We start from the raw sequence: 17,506 nt of genomic DNA, 5'->3' as shown, positions 1-17,506 counted from the left end.
GCAGGCAGGCCATAGGGCCCGCCTGCGAAATTTGTTATTCCGTTCTTAATGCTTTCACAGGATCCATAAGCGCTGCTTTTACCGCCAGCAGGCTTACTGTCAGCAATGCCGTTACCACTGCCAGTATTCCCGCTATCGCTATCATCCACCACTGAATGTTTATGCGGTATGCATATCCCTGCAGCCATTCCTGCATCGCCCACCATATTACCGGCGTAGCGATCAGTATTGCTACCAGTACCAGCTTGATAAAATCCGAAGAAAGTAAGTGCACAATGTTGGTCACTGATGCACCCAGTACTTTTCGTACCCCGATTTCCTTTACACGTTGTTCGGTAGCATAGGTAGCCAGTCCGAAGAGGCCGAGGCAGGCAATGAAGATCGTCAGGCCCGCGAAGGCTGCGAATAATTCACCAAAGCGTGCGTCTTGTTTGTATTGTTTATTGAATGACTGGTCCAGGAAGCTATACAGGAACGGGCGATTTGGGGCAAGCATGCTCCACGTCTGCTCCAGTTCTTTTAAGGTCTGCGATAAATGGTCTGTTTTTATACGGAGTGATAACTTGTTCAGTGACTGCTTTGGCGCCATTCTTATTGCCAGTGGTTCCACCTTCTTATGGAGTGACTGATAGTTGAAATCCTTGATGACGCCAATTACCGTACCCTTGCGTCGCCATTGTTCGAAGCGTTTACCCACTATATCCGCAGGGTTTGAATAGCCGAATTGTTTAGCAGCCGCTTCATTGATGATGAGCGCTTCTTCGGCATCTGTAGGAAAATCGCGTGAATAGGCTCTGCCAGCAGCCATTTTCATCTCGTAAGCGGGGATGAAGTCAAAGTCTATTTCATAGATGGCAGGCGTTTCGTTTTTCATTTCCCCGTTCGGGGATGCTATGAATGTGGTGCCATTGGGGTAGAAATCGCCGGGTACAGCCCTGGATGCGGTGATAGATTGTACCGCAGGATTTTTCGCCAGCATGGCTTTAATAGCCTCAACAGACTCGTTCACCTTCTGATCACCACCATAGTCGATCACCAGCATCTGGTCCTGGCGGAAGCCAAGGGAATGCGACCGGAGATGTTTGAGTTGTGAATAGACTATCATGGTGCCGGCAATGAGCGCTACGGATAAACTGAATTGTACTATTACCAGCGCTTTCCGCAATGCAATGCCTTTATTGGAAGAACGGAACTGTCCTTTCAGCACATCTACAGGCCTGAACCGTGCGAGTACAAGGGCGGGATAACTGCCTGCCAGCAAGCCCAGTAAAAAAGGCATCAATAGGAGTATAGGTGTGATCTTCCAGGAGAGCAGCAGGGAATAATTGAGCGGTTTGCCGGATATTTCCCGGACAACGGGTAATGCTAATATTGTGAATATAATGGCCAGCAATACAGCTGAAAGTGAAATCAGGATAGACTCTGTCAGGAACTGATATATCAGCCCTTGCTGATATGCGCCCACCGCCTTCCTAACACCTACTTCCCTGGCTCTTTCCATAGACCTTGCTGTAGACAGGTTCACGAAATTGATACAGGCGATAAGTAGTACGAATATGGCAATGATCGAAAAGATATAAACATTAGACAGGCTTCCGGTAGGCCCCGGTTGTCGTTGGGCCTTAGAGTGCAGGTATGCTGCTGACAATGGCTCAAATGCGATGGTATAAATGCTGCGATCACTTTCGGGATAATGACGTGCTGCAAATGCCGGGATCTTTGCTTCCAGTGTTTTAATATCCGTATGTTCCGGCATGAGGAAGTAGGTATAGAAATCAATATACCCCCATTCATCGAAGATTTCGGGTCGCCACTTTCTGAAAGTGCTCATGGAAATAAGGCCATTAAAACTCAAATGCGAATTAGCAGGAACATCCTCCATCACACCTGTAACAATAAATGTCTCCTGATTATCCACGCGTAGTGTTTGTCCCAGGGGATTCCCGTTACCGAAATATTTCTGTGCAATGCTCTTCGTTAATACGACGCTGTTAGGCGCTACAAGCGCCACTTTGGGGTTGCCAGCCAGCAGCTTCCAGCTGAAAATATCAAATACGGTTGAATCGGTGAATACGAGCCCTTCTTCCTGGAAACGCTGTTCACCATGTTCCAGCAGGAAGGTATTAGGACTGGTGAACCGTACCATTTTCTTTATCTCCGGAAAATCTGCTGCCAGTGAAGGCGCTACCGGTGCATTGCCCCATACCTGGTAGTCTTCCGGAGCAGGAGCGGTGTTCCTGTCAACATTTTTAGGATTACGGTAGGCATGCAGCACCCGGTATATTTTGTCGAAATTGGTGTTATAGCGATCATACGACAGCTCATCCTGTACGTACAAGGTAATCAGTATACAGCAGGTAATGCCTATTGCGAGACCGGTTATGTTAATCGCGGAATAGGCTTTTTTCCTTAACATGTTGCGCCAGGCAATTTTGAGATAATTTTTCAGCATAAAGCGAGCATTATAGCGGTGATCTTAGAAGTCGGGGGCATAAAGTACAAAAAGATTGCCATTCGGGAATGTTCGCTGCTGTGGCTCATTTCAATTGTCGGCCGGGTGGACGGATGTCCATCAGCGCACGTTAGAGTGGCCGGAAATGGACAGCCCGGGCAGCGGTTGAAAATTTACCTACCTTGCACCGCTATGAGAACGGAAGATGCTATTGAATTTATCAGACATGAAGAACTTGTAATTTCAGGTCCTTCCAACTGGGCCGACCTGGGTTGTGGTTCAGGGACCTTTACCACTGCACTCGCACACTTTTTACAATCGGGTAGTGTAATACATGCGGTAGATCAGCAATTAGCTGCAAACTTGCGTATACCTGTACCGGCAGGCGTTCAGGTAAATACCCTTGAACTCGATTTTGTGAAAAATGAATGGCCATTTGAACAGCTGGACGGCGTTGTAATGGCCAACGCGTTGCATTATGTCAAAGATCAATCTGCCTTCTTAGAGAAGCTAAAAAGATATCTGAAGCCGGAGGGGAAAGTACTCATTGTCGAATACAATACAGACCGGCCCGTGCCTACCTGGGTGCCTTATCCACTGAGTTATCGTTCCCTGGAAAAGCTGTTTAAAACACGTGGTTATAGCCATATTGAGATGATAGGAGAAAGACCTTCCGTTTATGGTAATGCCAACTTATATACGGCGATAATCAGGAAATGACCATTATCAAGAAAGATCTATAGGTTACTAATTTTAGTAAGACAGTGATATGTGTATTCGGATTAATATGTCCGGACAGAAGAGCGCTGTGGAAAAAAAGAAATATATTTTTTTAAATAAATAGTAATTCGTTTCAATCCGTAAGGAGGTACTTCTCTTTTTATTGCCTTCCGAATTTTCATGCCCTTACTTATTTAAGCCCCTTGAACAGACGTGATAACATCTGACAACTTTCTATTATCCAATATGTTATAGTAATTTATGCCCGATAACTTCGAAAAGCAGGATGAGCATTACTCGAAATAACGTTTGGAAGATTTCCCATTTTATTAACCAGTAAGAACGATATACCGTGAAACTAATTTTTCTCTGTGGTTCGCTGGAGCCGGGTAAGGATGGTGTGGGCGATTATTCAAGACGACTGGCGTGTGAGTTGATCCGGAAATCGCACGAGGTAGCAATTATAGCCCTAAATGACAGAGTGAGCGCTTCCCTATATGATGGTCTTCAAAGTAGCAATGGTACTGAGGTGCCTGTTCTCCGTTTACCGGCATCAATGGATGAAAAGGAGCGCTTTTCCCATGCAGGTGACTATATCAGGAAATTTGGTCCTGAGTGGGTTAGTCTGCAATATGTACCTTTCTCTTTTGAGAAAAGAGGATTACCTTTTTCATTCGGCAAACATCTGAAAAGTTTAGGCAGCAATATCAAATGGCACTTCATGTTCCATGAGCTCTGGGTAGGGCTTTATGGATATAGCAGCTTTAAACTGAAGATGCTCGGACTGATGCAAAAGGTGATCATCAAACAGATGCTGGCAGCTATCAATCCCGAATCTGTCACTACCTCCATTGGTATTTATAAAAAGAACCTGGGATGGAAAGAGGTGAACCTGATACCCCTGTTCAGCAACATACCGGTGGCTGGTATGCCGCAGGAAGAGACACGGAATCCTGGTAACCTGACTGCTGTTCATTTTGGCTGTTTTACAGGAGCGTTGGATGATTATAAACGACAGGTGGATTTTCTGACAGCCATAGGAGAGAAGACCGGTAAAACCGTATGCCTGGAGATCATGGGGAATGGCGGACATTATAAAGAAAAGGCGCTTGATATTTCCCGGCGTGCTTTCGGTGAAGAGAATGTAATAGACTGCGGTTTCCTGCCAGAAGAATCTATTTCCAATCATTTGCTCAGGGCTGATATCGGCATCTCACGTGCCGACTATACGCTGTTTGGAAAAAGCGGTTCCGCGATGGCAATGCTGGAGCATGGGCTCCCCTTGCTGCTGAGAGGAGAGCGGCCAAAGGAAGATATTATTGGTAATAACTTTCCGTTTAAGGAACAACTGGTATATCCTGATGATCCTTCGAAGGAATTTGCAAAGAAAGAGCCCGTCTATTTTATCGGTGAAGTTTCCGATATTTTTATGGAAAGTCTTTCTGATAAGGAACATGGCCAACTTGTACTAATAACCGGGTAAATACAAAAAGGCGTCCACTAAACCGGACGCCTTTTTCATTCATCACTTAATGGACTTGAAGAATGAAACATTCCCTGCCATGTCAACCTTAACAATTAGTACTTCACTGTTCTTTCTTAATTCTACGAAATAGTTATCGGCATCGTCAAATGCCATATCAAATAAAGTCATATCCGTTTCGTTGGCTTCATTGTCATCGTACAGGAACGCCCTTTCTACCTTGTAGTCGCCGTATTTTTTCTGAAGGGTACGTTGAGCATTTTCAGGCAGGTCAGCCAATGTCTTGGTTTCCGTTGTGCCGACGAGGTTACTATGGATATCATAGTAAGCTCTCATATCTTTTTGATCCATCGTAAAGGATACTTCCTCGAAATAGTTTGTTTTCTCGTAGCGTATATTAGTCGCTGTTGGGAAATCCTGATAGAACTGGTTCTTTGTAAAAATACTCACGTCCGCATTGTTTTCCCTGCGTATTTCCTTTCTCTCCGCTTTAGTTTTTTTACCTTCGCCCTGAGTATGTGCAAATGTTATGTTAACTGACATGAGCAATACGCCTGCTGCAAAAAAAATCTTTTTCATGACTCATTGGTTTAGTGTTTTTTGAGAATGTGGTACGAAGTTACCAGCGTTGAAGGCACTACTTTTTTCGGAATCGGTCAACAGGCGTTTCCTGTCGGTAGGGAAGGACGACCTGTTGGTAAGAGAATCACAAGTAATGACAAATATTATTTCATCCCTGTTACTGCTGATATCATTCAATATGATGTCTGTTCAAACAGCAGCCCAGACACCCCGTAACCTGTTAAGCAGATTTTCCCGGCAGGAGATCGCCGATGCCTTGCTACCTAAAGCTCTATGGCATCCTTTTCCTGTAAGTATTGCGGAATGGCAGAAAGTGTTGCCCGACTCCGTCCGTCAGAGCATTATGAGGCAGGCGGAAGTATACCAGAAGATCCCTTTTGTGGCTATTCCCGCCACCATGATGATGGAATATCAGCAAAGTGGCGACCGCTCACACTATGAAGAAGTTTCTTTCAGAAAAAGGGACCAGCTGTTTACAATGGCGGTGGCTGAGTCTATAGAACAGAAAGGCCGCTTTATGAATGCTATCATAAACGGCATCTGGTCTTTATGTGAAGAGAGTTACTGGGGAACGCCAGGGCACCTCTATCTGCAGAAAGCAGGCATCAACCTGGCAGATGTCGAAGATCCTTCGGTGGACCTGTTTGTGAGTGAAACTGCCACTGTGCTTGCCCTTACCGATTATCTGCTGGGTAAGCAACTGGATGCTTACTCGATATTGTTGCGTAAGCGCATCTACTACGAGGTAAACAGAAGAATGCTGGCGCCACTGGAGAAAGACAGCGATAGATATTTTTACCTGAAGAAAGGCACAAAAGAATATCCCATTAATAACTGGAATCCGTGGGTGATCAGCAACTGGATGACCAGCCTGCTGTTACTGGAAAAAGATCCTGAACGGCGGATCAGTGAGCTGGAGCATGCACTGCATCTGCTCGATCATTACGTCAATTTTATCGGAGATGATGGTGCGATAGATGAAGGACCTGTTTACTGGTCGGGCGCAACAGGCAGACTGTTTGATGGCCTGACGATCCTGGAAAGCGCTACCGGCGGTAAACTGACGATCTATAATGCGCCTATCATAGCGAACATGGCCGCTTATATCTATAAAATGTATATCGCCGGCAGTTATTATATCAACGTTGCTGACGCTTCGCCCGTGATCAGTACAGATGGTTTACTGTTGTACCGTATGGGACGAGCCCTGCGGGATACTACGCTGACCAGCTTTGGCGCCTGGGCTTTTCATCAATATCCGGTAAGAACACCCATTTCCGGAGATTTTGCCAAACCCAGGATGTTGTTCAATATGCAGGCCTGGACTGACTGCAGCAATAGCAAGGGCCAGGCGCCGGCTATCCCGGATGTCTGGCTGGAAAGTATTCAACTGATGGCGGCAAGGACGGATAAAGGATTGTTCGTTGCCTCCCACGCCGGGCATAATGGCGAAAGTCATAATCACAATGATGTGGGCGATTTCATTGTATTTGCCTCCGGGCAACCCGTTATTATAGATGCAGGGCTGGGCACCTATACCGCTAAGACCTTCTCAAAAGAACGTTACCAGCTCTGGTATAACAGTTCAGCTTATCATAATCTGCCCACTATAAATGGGGTGCAGCAAAGTGCTGGCAGGAAATTCGGCGCCAGGGAGGTGCAATACGTGAAAGACGGCAATAATGTTACCCTGCATATGGATATTGCCGGAGCTTATGGGCCGGGGGCTGGCGTAAACCAATGGAAGCGGGATGTGACCATGGACCGGCAGCAGAACAGGGTAAGGGTTACGGACGATTTTGTGCTGAATGCAGCTGCAACGCTGACACAAACGTTTATGACGGTTTGCCCGGTAGATATACAGCGAGGTACTATCCGGTTTAATATACCCGGAGAAAGGCCGGTGATACTGGAATATGATGCGGACATCTGGAATGTTAAAAAGGAGCAGATAGATTGTAGTGCCCCGGATGAAAAGCGGTTGGCAGATAACTGGTCCCACCGGCAGATAACCCGCCTGCTGTTGCAACGGAAAGAGGGGGTTAGCAGCGGAAGGCATGAATTTATAATACAGCAGTTGTAGGGGATTATTCCGGATCGACGTTTTGTTGTGGTTACCGGATTCCCGGGGTTAAAACCCCGGGCTACAAACACACAACCCCTAGCGGGGTTGATCGATGTTTTGTTGTGGTTACCGGATTCCCGGGGTAAAACCCCGGGCTACAAACACACAACCCTTCCCGGGTTGATTCAATGTTGTTTGGTTACTGGATAATATCCCATAAAAAAAGGACGGCCCATTAAGACCGTCCTTTTCTATATAAAGCAATGATTTTTAGGCCGCTGCGGTTTCTGTTTCCTTGTTGATTTTCACTTTTTCCTTTCTTAATACACGGGAGTAAAGCGACAATTTCGGATCAAAAATGAAGGTAAAGAATAGCTTGGTCCATGATGCGTGCGACAGCAATGTGTCGTAGAAGGCAGGCGCTTTACTTTTGATCTGTGGTAATTTATTCCATGGAATGGATGGAAAGTCGTGGTGTTCGTTATGGTACCCTACGTTAAAGGCTACGGTGTTCAGCGGGCCATAATAACTGTACGTTTCCTGGATTGGGTCCAGCGTCAGGTAGTGTTCCTGTATCCAGCGGGCGCCCAACGGGTGGAGGCCTACGGAAAAGAAGAAACTGATCAGCATGTAAAGCAGGGCTTTAGGTCCGAGGAAGACCACAATTGCCACGTCGAAAGCGATCTGTACGATCCAGTTCACCACGATCCAGCGGTCCAGCAGGGAAATGTTTAACCTGGCGGTACGACAGATCTGGAATACGGGGAAGAAAAGGAACCACAACATCTTTTTGATCGGATTGTTGCTCACCAGGGCTGCCTCCCAGAAATCAGGCAGGTCAGCATCCAGGTCATGCTCTCCCTGATGGGCATGGTGCTTCAGGTGATAGCGCTGAAAAGAAACGGAGCTGGGAAATATATGCGGCCAGTTTGCGATCATGCCGGCAAACAGGTTCGGTGCTTTTCCTTTAAATATGAGTCCATGGGCGGTCTCGTGGATCATCACCCACAATGCATGGCTGATAAAGGCGCCTACGGCATAGGCTACCAGGAAGATCAACCACCAGGAGGCGTCACGTAGCCAATAAGAAAGCCCAACCTGTGCTGCTACCAGGCCGATGATCATATAAATCGTATAGGGGTTTTTCCCTATAAGTTCCTTTACATCAGGATGTTGTTTCAGGATCTGCCTTACTCTAACATGATGTGGGTTCGGCTCATTACTCCACGTGAAGTCAGTCGGTTTGTTACTCATATTCTACAGTGTAAATCTTTTGTTTGAAGGTATCATAGCACAATCCCCGGAGGTTTCCCCCTTACAGTGTTCGCATACTAATTACCTGATAATCTGTACAAATTGGCGAAATTATTTCAGAAAAGGTATAGATTTTCAAATTCACCGGTTAAAATTAAGATTTTTTTATAAATCTGGCTGGCTGATAATGATCATAAAAAAAGAGCCTGCCCTGGTATGACCGGGACAGGCTCTCACTTTTTATTCAATCTTACTATCTGAACAGGTGGACGGTAGCGCCTATTTCAAAGGTACCGTCAACGTAGGTCTTGATGCCTCCTGTCTGGGTGGTATACATCGCCTGTATGCCTACCGTTTTCAGGATATTCACGCCAACACCCGCTGTTACGCTCTTTGTGGTGTGATACATCGCCATGACGTTGGCCACATCATTCAGGAAGGAGACGTTAACGCCTGCATCGAGAATATTGTCAAAACCACGTACGCCACGGTAGCAGACCTTCGGCTCTATAGAAGTGATCGCTTCATTCACCGCAAACCTGTAGGAGGCTGCTGTAAAGAAGATACCACCGCCGTCTACTTCCTTATCGTCGCCGGTAAAGAGACTTCTTACGTTGGGCAGGGATGCCTGGATGGTCAGCTTTGTATCTGTGTAGGCCATACCGTACTCTGCTTCGAAGTAATTGTCGCGGCGGTTGAATCCACTTACGGAAGGATCGTTCGGGTCGCCATTCAGGTTCTTATAATCAATGCGTTGTACGTTCCATGCCAGCGACAGACCGAAGTGCAGTTGCTGGTCAGGATTGGTCAGCGGCAGGTGATAAGCATAGGTGAGGCCAACACGTGTTCTGTTGATGAGGCCTGCCACGTCGTTAAAGACGTGTAAGCCTGCGCCCACCCTGTTACCTACGGCATAGTCGGCAGAGAAGAACTTGGTGACCGGAGCTCCTTCGATGCCATTCCACTGATTGCGGTATGCTGCATTCAGGTGTAGCCCTTTCTCGATCCCTGCCATAGCAGGGTTAGCCAGGTACTGGTTCTGGAAGTACTGGGTAGCAGATGGCTCCAGTAAAGCCTTTGCATTACTGAGCGACTGGCCAACGACCTGGTTGTTAATGCCAGCAGCCAATAAAAGGCTGCTGACAATGAACGAACGTATATTTAGTTTTTTGCTCATAATAAATAGTTGTTACCGGATTAATTTCTGTCTCTAACAATTGTGATATAACCTTTCGCTGTTTTCGCACCACCTTCGATCGTTAAGATATAGTAGTAAGTGCCTTCAGCCAGCGGGCTGCCATTCATAGTACCATCCCAGTCATTGCTGTAATTCCTGCGGGTATATACAAGACGGCCTGCGCGGTCGAAGATCTTCACTTCATTATTAGGATAGCTATCCAGGTTACGGATCACCCATTTATCATTCTTACCATCGCCATTTGGCGTCAGGAGATTTACCGCATCTACTTTGAAGTCTGCCACTACTGTAACTGTGAAGTCAGCAGTATTGGTACAGCCTGCGTCGTTGCTTGCGGTAACATGGTAAGTAGTGTTCTGCATTGGCCTTACTTCCAGTACGGCGCTCTGCTGACCACTGATGATGCCATCGGCATTATCCCACTGGTAGGTAGTACCACCTGTTGCGGTGAGGTGTACAATATCTCCTTTGGAGATGGTGTTGCCCTTATCGCTGCTGATAGTGATTGCTCCCAGGGTAGCCACTTCAATACTGAAGGAACGGCGTAATGTATCAGTACCACCGTTTGCAATACCACCATTATCCCTGATGGTAACTGTTACTGCCGATGTACCGGTTGCGCTGCTCTTCAGCTGGTAAGTGATGAGACCTGCTGCGCTTACGCTCAGCTTGTCGAAGTTGGCCGCTTTGTCGGTGATGATGGTGAAGCCATAAGTCTGACCTGGCTCAACCGCAGAAGCGCCTGACAGCTGGATGGTGTGTTCCTGACCATCGGGACAGATCGTTACGTTGTCTATCGCGTCGAGGGTTGGAGACTGGTTCACCATTAGCACCTGTATAGTTACCGGTGCGGCAACGCTGGTGTTCAATCCGTCGCTGACAGTGACAGTCAGGGTAACGGTGGTGTTCACCTTGCTGTTCAGTTTAGCCTGATCGGCCACCTGGATGTTACCATTGGCATCTATTGAGAAGGCGCCGTTGGAATCATCAGATGCGATGGTCCAGTTCTGGAATATGCCTGATGCATCGGTGGCGGTTACCTGACCAACCTGTGTACCTACTGCGCTTCTTTCCAGGATGTTGAATGACAGACCGCCATCAATAGCTGGTGCAGTTGCGTCGTAAGTAAGCGTCAGTGTGTTGGATGCTGTGTTGCCGTTAGACACAACGTTCTGTGCCTGAGCGGCTGGCAGCTGGATGGTAACAGCACCTTCTGCAGCTGGTGTTACCGTTAATGTGTAAGTGATATTGTCTGTTGTTTGCAGAGCGCTGGCGGTACCGTTGGTCACGGTGAAGTCGCCTGCTGCCAGACCAGTTACTGCTTCATTGAAGACAGCAGTTACTGTAAACGGAGCGTTCACGCGGGCTGCAGCAGTAGTAGACAATTGTACTGATGGAGATCCTGTGTGAACAAATACGTTGGTAGTGCTACCCACATTATTCAGGGTAAGGATCGCGTCATTCGTTGCGTCATCTTTAATGGTGCTGCCATTTAAGTTGAGCGTACCGAGTGCGATGCCGTCCAGATCCATATCCCCTGGTTGTACTGTGTAGCTGAATGACAGGCTGTTCGCGGTAGCGACAGTGTAATCAGCTCTCACAGTACCTGAGCCAAGGACAACATTAAGATAAGGAGCACCGCCTGCGGTGTTGAGGCTGATGTTTTCACTGAAGGATAAAGTGAAGTTCAGTACATCACCTGCTTTATAGTAAGCACTTACAGGTACGACTACAGCCGTTACATTTGGCTTAGTGCCATCGTAAGTGAAGTTGAGCGTATTGGAAGGAGTGTTAGCATTACCTCCAATGTTTACAACTGCATTAGCTGGCACCTGTATGGTTACCGGGCCATCGGCAGTTGGTGTTACGGTGATGGTGTAAGTGATGTTGTCTGGAGATGACAGGCCGGAAAGCGCACCGTTGGTGACTAAGAAATCACTTGCGGTCAATACTGTCACTGCTTCACTGAAGGTCGCTGTTACGGTGAACGGTGCGTTGACCAGCGCATTGGCAGTAGAAGACAGTGTCACGCTCGGGTTAGTAGTGTTTACTCTTACCTGAGTGGTGTTACCGATGTTGTTCAATGTCAGATCTGCGTCGTTATCAGCAGCGTCTTGTATTGAGCTGCCGTTTAAAACAAGTGTGCCAACAGTGATACCGTCCATATCCTGATCTCCATTCACTACAGTATAGCTGAAGTTCAGTTCTCTTGCTGAGGAAGCACCGGCGTAAGTAGCATTTACAGTCGCGGCACCGATAGTCAGTGTGAGGTAAGGATCAGCAGCTGGCGGCATGTTCAGGTTGACGTCTTCATCGAAGTTAACGGTGAAGTTCAGTACCTGACCTGCGTTGTAATATTTATCCGCTGGTACTGTTACGGAAGTAACAGTTGGTTTAGTGATATCGTAAGTGATACTTAACGTATTGGATGCAATGTTGCCATTGTGTCCAATGTTCTCAGCCACATTTGCCGGAATGTTTACGGTCACTACACCTTCTGTTGTCGGCACAACAATGATGCTGTAATGCGCATTGTCGATCACCGTTACAGGGCTTGCGTTTCCATTTGTAACCGCAACGTCAGCGCTGGTAAAGCCGGTCACGTTTTCGCTGAAGGCGATATCTACGGTGAATGGTGTGTTTACGCTTGCAGTAGCTGTGGTGCTGATAGTTACTGACGGATGGGCAGTGTTCACAAATACACCGGAGGTGTTGCCAACATTATTCAGCGTTAAGTCTGCGTCGTTGGTAGCGGCGTCTCTGATAGTGCTTCCTGCGGCGTTGAGGGAAACCACCTGAATACCGTCCATATCCATCTGGCCGTCCAGCACAACATAACTGAAGTTCAGTCCATCTGTACCGTTTGTACCCGTGTATGCAGCATTAACCACTGTACCGCCGATGTTGAGTGCCAGGGTTGGCGTACCACCGGTAGTATTGATGATCACAGGTTCATTGAAACGAACGGTGAAGTTAAGTGGTGCACCTGCGTTGTAGTAGTCATTTACCGGAACTGTCACAGCTGTAACTACCGGAGTGGTACCATCTACGAGTACACCTGAAGTAGGCGCTATGTTGTTAAGCGTGAGGTTAGCGTTGTTGGTAGCTGCATCCCTGATAGTTGCACCGTTTAATGTCAGTGTATTTACTGTGATACCGTCTGTGTCCAGATCGCCGTTTGCTACGGTATAGGTAAATACCAGTGCGTCAGTACCAGCAGTACCGGCGTAAGCAGCCTGCACCGCAGTAGTACCTATAGTAAGGCCCAGGGTAGGTGTACCGCCTGTGGTATTCAGGATGATGTCTTCGCTGAAATTAACAGTGAAGCTGAGTGTTTCACCCGATACATAATACCTGTTGGCAGGTACTGCTACAGATGTAACCGTTGGCGCGGTAGCATCATAGACGCGGGTCAGCGTATTGGAAGCCGTGTTGCCATTGTCGCCGATGTTCAACGTTGCATCTGCTGGTAAGCTGATACTTGTCAGTCCGTTGGAGGCTGGGAAGAACAGCAGCGTATAGGTGATATTGTCTGCAGTGTTCAGGCTGCTGAGTGTCGCATTTGACACATTGAAATCAGCTAAATCCAGGCCGGTCACTGCTTCGCTGAAGGTAACTGTAACAGTGAATGGCGCATTTGTCGGATCAGCCGCAGTAGTTGACAATGTTACTGTCGGGATCGATGTATTTACCCTTACAAGGGTAGTATTACCGACATTATTCAAGGTCAGGTTAGCGTTGTTGGTTGCATCATCTTTGATAGTAGCACCATTCAGCACCAGGTTGTTTATAACGATACCGTCCATGTCCATATCTCCGCTTTGTACAGTGTAACTGAAATTCAGCCCATCTGTACCGTTAAGACCAGTATAGGCAGCATTAACAGTTGCCGTACCGATGGTGAGCGCCAGACCTGGATTACCACCGCTTGTATTCAGCGTGATGTTCTCGCTGAAACGAACAATGAAGTCGAGCGTTGTACCTGCTTTATAATATCCATTTGCAGGAACTGCTACAGCAGTAACCGTTGGAACGGTACCATCATAGGTATTGTTGATGGTGTTGGAAGCGGTATTGTCATTGTCGCCGATATTTACTGCGGCACCTGCTGGCAGGCTGATGCTTACAGGACCATCTGCAGTAGGAGTAACCAGTACAGTATAAGTGATATCATTTGTAGTGGCCGGGGTACCTACTGTTGCATTCGTTACATTGAAATCGCCTGCAGTAAGGCCGGTTACTTCTTCGCTGAAGGTGACAGTCACTGTGTATGGAACATTTACCAGCGCAGGTGCCGTCGTAGATAATGTTACTGACGGATGCTGGGTATTGACAAATACGCCTGCGGTATTAGCCACATTATTCAATGTCAGTATTGCATTGTTATTTGCAACGTCCCTAATGGTGCTGCCATTTAACAGGAGCGCACTTACCTGAATACCATTCATGTCCATGTCGCCGTTCACTACAGTATAGCTGAAGTTCAGCCCATCTGTGCCGGAAGTACCGTTATAGGTAGCATTTACGGTTGATGAACCGATGATCAGGCTCAGGGTGGGGGTACCACCACTTGTGTTCAGTGTAATGTTTTCACTGAAATGAACAGTGAAGTCCATGATGGTAGCTGCTTTATAATAACCGTTGACAGGTACGTCTACAGCTGTTACAGAAGGAGGAGCCACATCATAGATGCGGGACAGTGTATTGGAAGCGCTGTTGCCATTTGCTGCAATGTTCTCAGCCACATCTGCTGCTATATTCAGAGTCACGGTTCCGTCGGTGGTTGGTGTAACCAGCACGGTGTAAGTGATATTGTCTGAAGTGGACAGGTTGCTAAGGCTTGCGTTGGATGTTGTGATATCGCTGGCCACAAAGTTGAATGCTGCCTCACTGAAAGTGATAGTCGCCGTATATGGCGCATTCACGATAGCTGGTGCCGCAGAAGAGATGGTTACGGAAGGATGTGCTGTATTTACAAACACGCCCGTAGTTGGCGCCACGTTGTTCAGCGTCAGGTTGGCGTTGTTGGTAGCCGCATCTCTGAGCGTTGCACCGTTTAATGTCAGCGCATTTACAGTGATACCATCCATGTCCATATCTCCGTTCACTACGGTATAGCTGAATGTCAGCGCATTGCTGCCTGAGGTGCCCGTGTAAGTGGCCTCTACAGGAATAGCACCGATGGTAAGACGGAGGGAAGGTGTACCGCCTGCAGTATTCAGTATGATATTCTCACTGAAATTGACAGTAAAGTTGAGTGTTTCACCTGCTCTGTAATACTTATTAGCTGGTACTGCTACGGATGTAACCGTTGGCGCAGTAGCATCATAAGTATAAGTGAGCGTATTGGAAGGTGTGTTAGGGTTTCCTCCAATATTAACAGCTGCACCTGACGGTAGACTGATATTCCGTGTTCCGTCTGAGGATGGCGTCATTAATACGGTGTAAGTGATATTATCTGAAGTCTGCAGGTTGCTGACTGTGGTATTCAATACATTGAAATCACTTACAGTGAGGCCGCTTACTGCTTCGCTGAAGGTAGCTGTAACTGTAAACGCTCCATTGGTAGGCATCGGCGTAACTGTAGACAGCGTAACTGACGGTATAGAGGTATTTACGCGTACAAGGGTGGTATTAGCAACATTCTGCAATGAGGTAGATGCATCGTTACCCAGCGCATCTTTGATAGAGCCGCTGTTGTTCTGTACCAGTGGTTGTACGGAGATACCGTCCATATCCATTTCGCCCTGCTGTACGGTGTAACGGAATGTCAATTCGCTTGTACCCGTACCGCCAATATAAGGAACCTGTACTGCATCAAGACCGATAATGAGATTGATATACGGTGTACCTGCAGTCTGATCTACGATTGCCGGTTCATTGTATCTCACTTTGAAGTCAAGGTTCTGACCTGCCCTGTAGTATCCATTTGCCGGAACACCTACGCTGGTGATCTGCGGACCGGTGGCATCAATTGTCCAGTTATAAATTGCTGGTGTAGCATCAACGTTGCCTGCAGGATCAACCGCCCTTACAGAGAAGGTATGTGCACCTTCCGCCAGACCTGTAAAGGTACGTGGAGAAACGACTGCCGTATATGCGCCACCATCCAGGCTTGCTTCAAAAGTAGCGCTGGCGTCGTTGGACGTGAACGTAAAGGTGGCGGTTGTGGAGTTGGTGCTTGAAGGCGGAGTACCTGTCAATGTGGTGTTAGGCGCCGTCAGGTCTAATGTGATATCATCGCTGTAACCAGCAATGTTACCTGCAGCGTCTCTCAGACGCACATCTACTGTTCTCGTACCTTCTGTTGACGGTAATGTCAGTGCTTTGGTTGTTGCAAATGCTTCATACGTAGTATAAGCGCCCCCATCGATAGAGAAGGCCATCTGCAATGGAGGGTTTGCATCACTGCCTGTAAGGGTCAGTGTTACATTTGGATTGTTGGTCACACTGGCGCCACCATTGATGAGGATTGAACCAGTAGGTGCAACCCTGTCGATAATATATACCTGTCCGGTGTACGGAGCGTTGGCAACCGTAGGTGATATGCCTGTTCCGTTGACGTTCAATCCGATGGTGCCGGAGCCTGTGCCGGTGTTAACAGTCACGGTATAAGTAGTACCGCTGCCTGTTACACCTGTGATGGATGCGCCTGAGACCCCGGTTGGAACGAGGGTGAATGCGTTGGTTGTCACGCCGGCAGCGGAACCACTGAAGGTGACGGTGTAAGTAACAGATGTTGCGTTAGTAGGATTAGCTGATGCACGTACTACGCCTGAAACGTTGATGTTGGGAGGGGAGAGTTTAACGACTTCTCCACCATTTTCACCGTCGTTGGCAAATATGTTGCCATTAGGCATGATAGCTAATCCCCAGGGAAAGAAAGTTCCCGTGGTCTGGTGAAGATCTGAATACAATACTTGACCTGTTTGTGTCAGGTCAGTATATTTTACTATCTCGTATTTATTGGCATCGCCTGGATTTGCTTCAGATGTATAAAAGTTATCAGTAGCGTCTATTGCAAGCGATGAGAATCCTCTGCCGCTAGCCAATTGACTGGCGCCAAATCCTGGTGCAGTCAATTTGACAATGCGCCCGCCGCTGTTCTCATGAAAGTCTGTTAGGTAAATATTGTCATGTGAGTCAACGACAATATTGGTCGGATAGGTAGCCGGAGTAATTAAGTTACCCGCTCCGTCATTAGGGTAAGTAAAGCCATCCCAGACAGGGCTACCAGCTAACTGCTCGGCTCCGAAAGGATAACGCATGAGCTGGTATGTCTGGGAGCCGGCATTGTATTCCATTGCCAGCAGGTTATTGCTATTATCAACAGCCAGCGCGGAATAATAATTACCTGTGTGAATTACAGAAGCTGTATAAGTCGGAGCTGCTAGTTTAATGATGCTCCAGGCTGTACCCTGATCGGGATTGGTAACAAATACATCTCCTAAGTCGTTGACCGCGAGTCCCCATGAATAAATTTCGTTAGCACTCGCGTCAATAAGATTAGAGTAGATCACCTGTGGTGTGCCTGTGCCATTTGTGTATTTGGCCACCTCGTAATTCGTGGTCGAGCTGTTGTAGCGCACCACGTAAAGGTTGCCAGAATTGTCTTTGGCCATAGCACTGTAGTAGCCTCCTGTTTCCAGGCTGCTCTTCGTGTACTGCGCAAAGCCCTCAAAGCCGGCAACCATGAAGAAAAGTATCAGCAGTATTCTGCTGATACCTCGGGTAAAAGTATCATTCATATAA

At 47.4% G+C, this 17,506-nt stretch carries 8 protein-coding genes; 3 read left to right on the top strand and 5 right to left on the bottom strand.

The features are described from left to right. Positions 1-34: 34 nt before the first annotated feature. Positions 35-2,416 (bottom strand): ABC transporter permease, encoded by a 2,382-nt coding sequence (locus L3C95_RS29005; protein WP_236393714.1) that lies wholly within the window; start codon positions 2,414-2,416, stop codon positions 35-37. 228 nt (positions 2,417-2,644) lie between these two features. Between L3C95_RS29005 and L3C95_RS29000 the strand changes: the two genes are divergently transcribed. Beyond that, the gene (locus tag L3C95_RS29000; protein ID WP_236393713.1) at positions 2,645-3,172 is read left to right on the top strand and encodes a class I SAM-dependent methyltransferase; all 528 of its coding nucleotides are present in this window, start codon (positions 2,645-2,647) and stop codon (positions 3,170-3,172) included. Positions 3,173-3,524: 352 nt separating this feature from the next. Continuing rightward, positions 3,525-4,655: a glycosyltransferase gene (locus L3C95_RS28995; RefSeq protein WP_236393712.1), complete on the top strand. Its 1,131-nt coding sequence runs from the start codon at positions 3,525-3,527 to the stop codon at positions 4,653-4,655. A gap of 42 nt (positions 4,656-4,697) precedes the next feature. Here L3C95_RS28995 and L3C95_RS28990 read toward each other — a convergent pair whose 3' ends face one another. Beyond that, a complete protein-coding gene (locus L3C95_RS28990) occupies positions 4,698-5,234 on the bottom strand; it encodes a hypothetical protein (protein ID WP_236393711.1) in 537 nt (178 codons plus the stop codon). A gap of 136 nt (positions 5,235-5,370) precedes the next feature. On the opposite strand from L3C95_RS28990, the gene L3C95_RS28985 reads away from it, so the two are divergent. Further along, complete coding sequence (locus L3C95_RS28985) at positions 5,371-7,320, top strand: heparinase II/III family protein (protein WP_236393710.1); 1,950 nt, start codon at positions 5,371-5,373, stop codon at positions 7,318-7,320. A gap of 252 nt (positions 7,321-7,572) precedes the next feature. On the opposite strand, the gene L3C95_RS28980 is transcribed toward L3C95_RS28985, so the two are convergent. The 3 genes from L3C95_RS28980 to L3C95_RS28970 all read right to left on the bottom strand — a co-directional run bounded on the left by L3C95_RS28980 (position 7,573) and on the right by L3C95_RS28970 (position 17,502). After that, on the bottom strand, positions 7,573-8,556 hold the full coding sequence (locus L3C95_RS28980) for a fatty acid desaturase (RefSeq protein ID WP_236393709.1): 984 nt from the start codon (positions 8,554-8,556) through the stop codon (positions 7,573-7,575). Positions 8,557-8,809: 253 nt separating this feature from the next. After that, the gene (locus L3C95_RS28975) at positions 8,810-9,733 is read right to left on the bottom strand and encodes a PorP/SprF family type IX secretion system membrane protein (protein WP_236393708.1); all 924 of its coding nucleotides are present in this window, start codon (positions 9,731-9,733) and stop codon (positions 8,810-8,812) included. 20 nt (positions 9,734-9,753) lie between these two features. Beyond that, entirely contained in the window at positions 9,754-17,502 is a 7,749-nt protein-coding gene (locus tag L3C95_RS28970; RefSeq protein WP_236393707.1) for an Ig-like domain-containing protein, read from the bottom strand. Positions 17,503-17,506: the final 4 nt, after the last annotated feature.

This window comes from Chitinophaga filiformis (assembly GCF_021646545.1).
Taxonomy (GTDB): domain Bacteria; phylum Bacteroidota; class Bacteroidia; order Chitinophagales; family Chitinophagaceae; genus Chitinophaga; species Chitinophaga filiformis_A.
Note: the sequence above shows the minus strand (reverse complement) of the source record. Positions and strands in the feature narration are given on the sequence as shown.

Excerpts from the sequence above, each read along its gene's own strand:
- L3C95_RS28975 (WP_236393708.1), bottom strand. The coding sequence starts at position 9,733 with ATGAGCAAAAAACTAAATATACGTTCGTTCATTGTCAGCAGCCTTTTA.
- L3C95_RS28985 (WP_236393710.1), top strand. The coding sequence starts at position 5,371 with ATGACAAATATTATTTCATCCCTGTTACTGCTGATATCATTCAATATG.
- L3C95_RS28990 (WP_236393711.1), bottom strand. The coding sequence starts at position 5,234 with ATGAAAAAGATTTTTTTTGCAGCAGGCGTATTGCTCATGTCAGTTAAC.
- L3C95_RS29005 (WP_236393714.1), bottom strand. The coding sequence starts at position 2,416 with ATGTTAAGGAAAAAAGCCTATTCCGCGATTAACATAACCGGTCTCGCA.
- L3C95_RS29000 (WP_236393713.1), top strand. The coding sequence starts at position 2,645 with ATGAGAACGGAAGATGCTATTGAATTTATCAGACATGAAGAACTTGTA.
- L3C95_RS28970 (WP_236393707.1), bottom strand. The coding sequence starts at position 17,502 with ATGAATGATACTTTTACCCGAGGTATCAGCAGAATACTGCTGATACTT.
- L3C95_RS28980 (WP_236393709.1), bottom strand. The coding sequence starts at position 8,556 with ATGAGTAACAAACCGACTGACTTCACGTGGAGTAATGAGCCGAACCCA.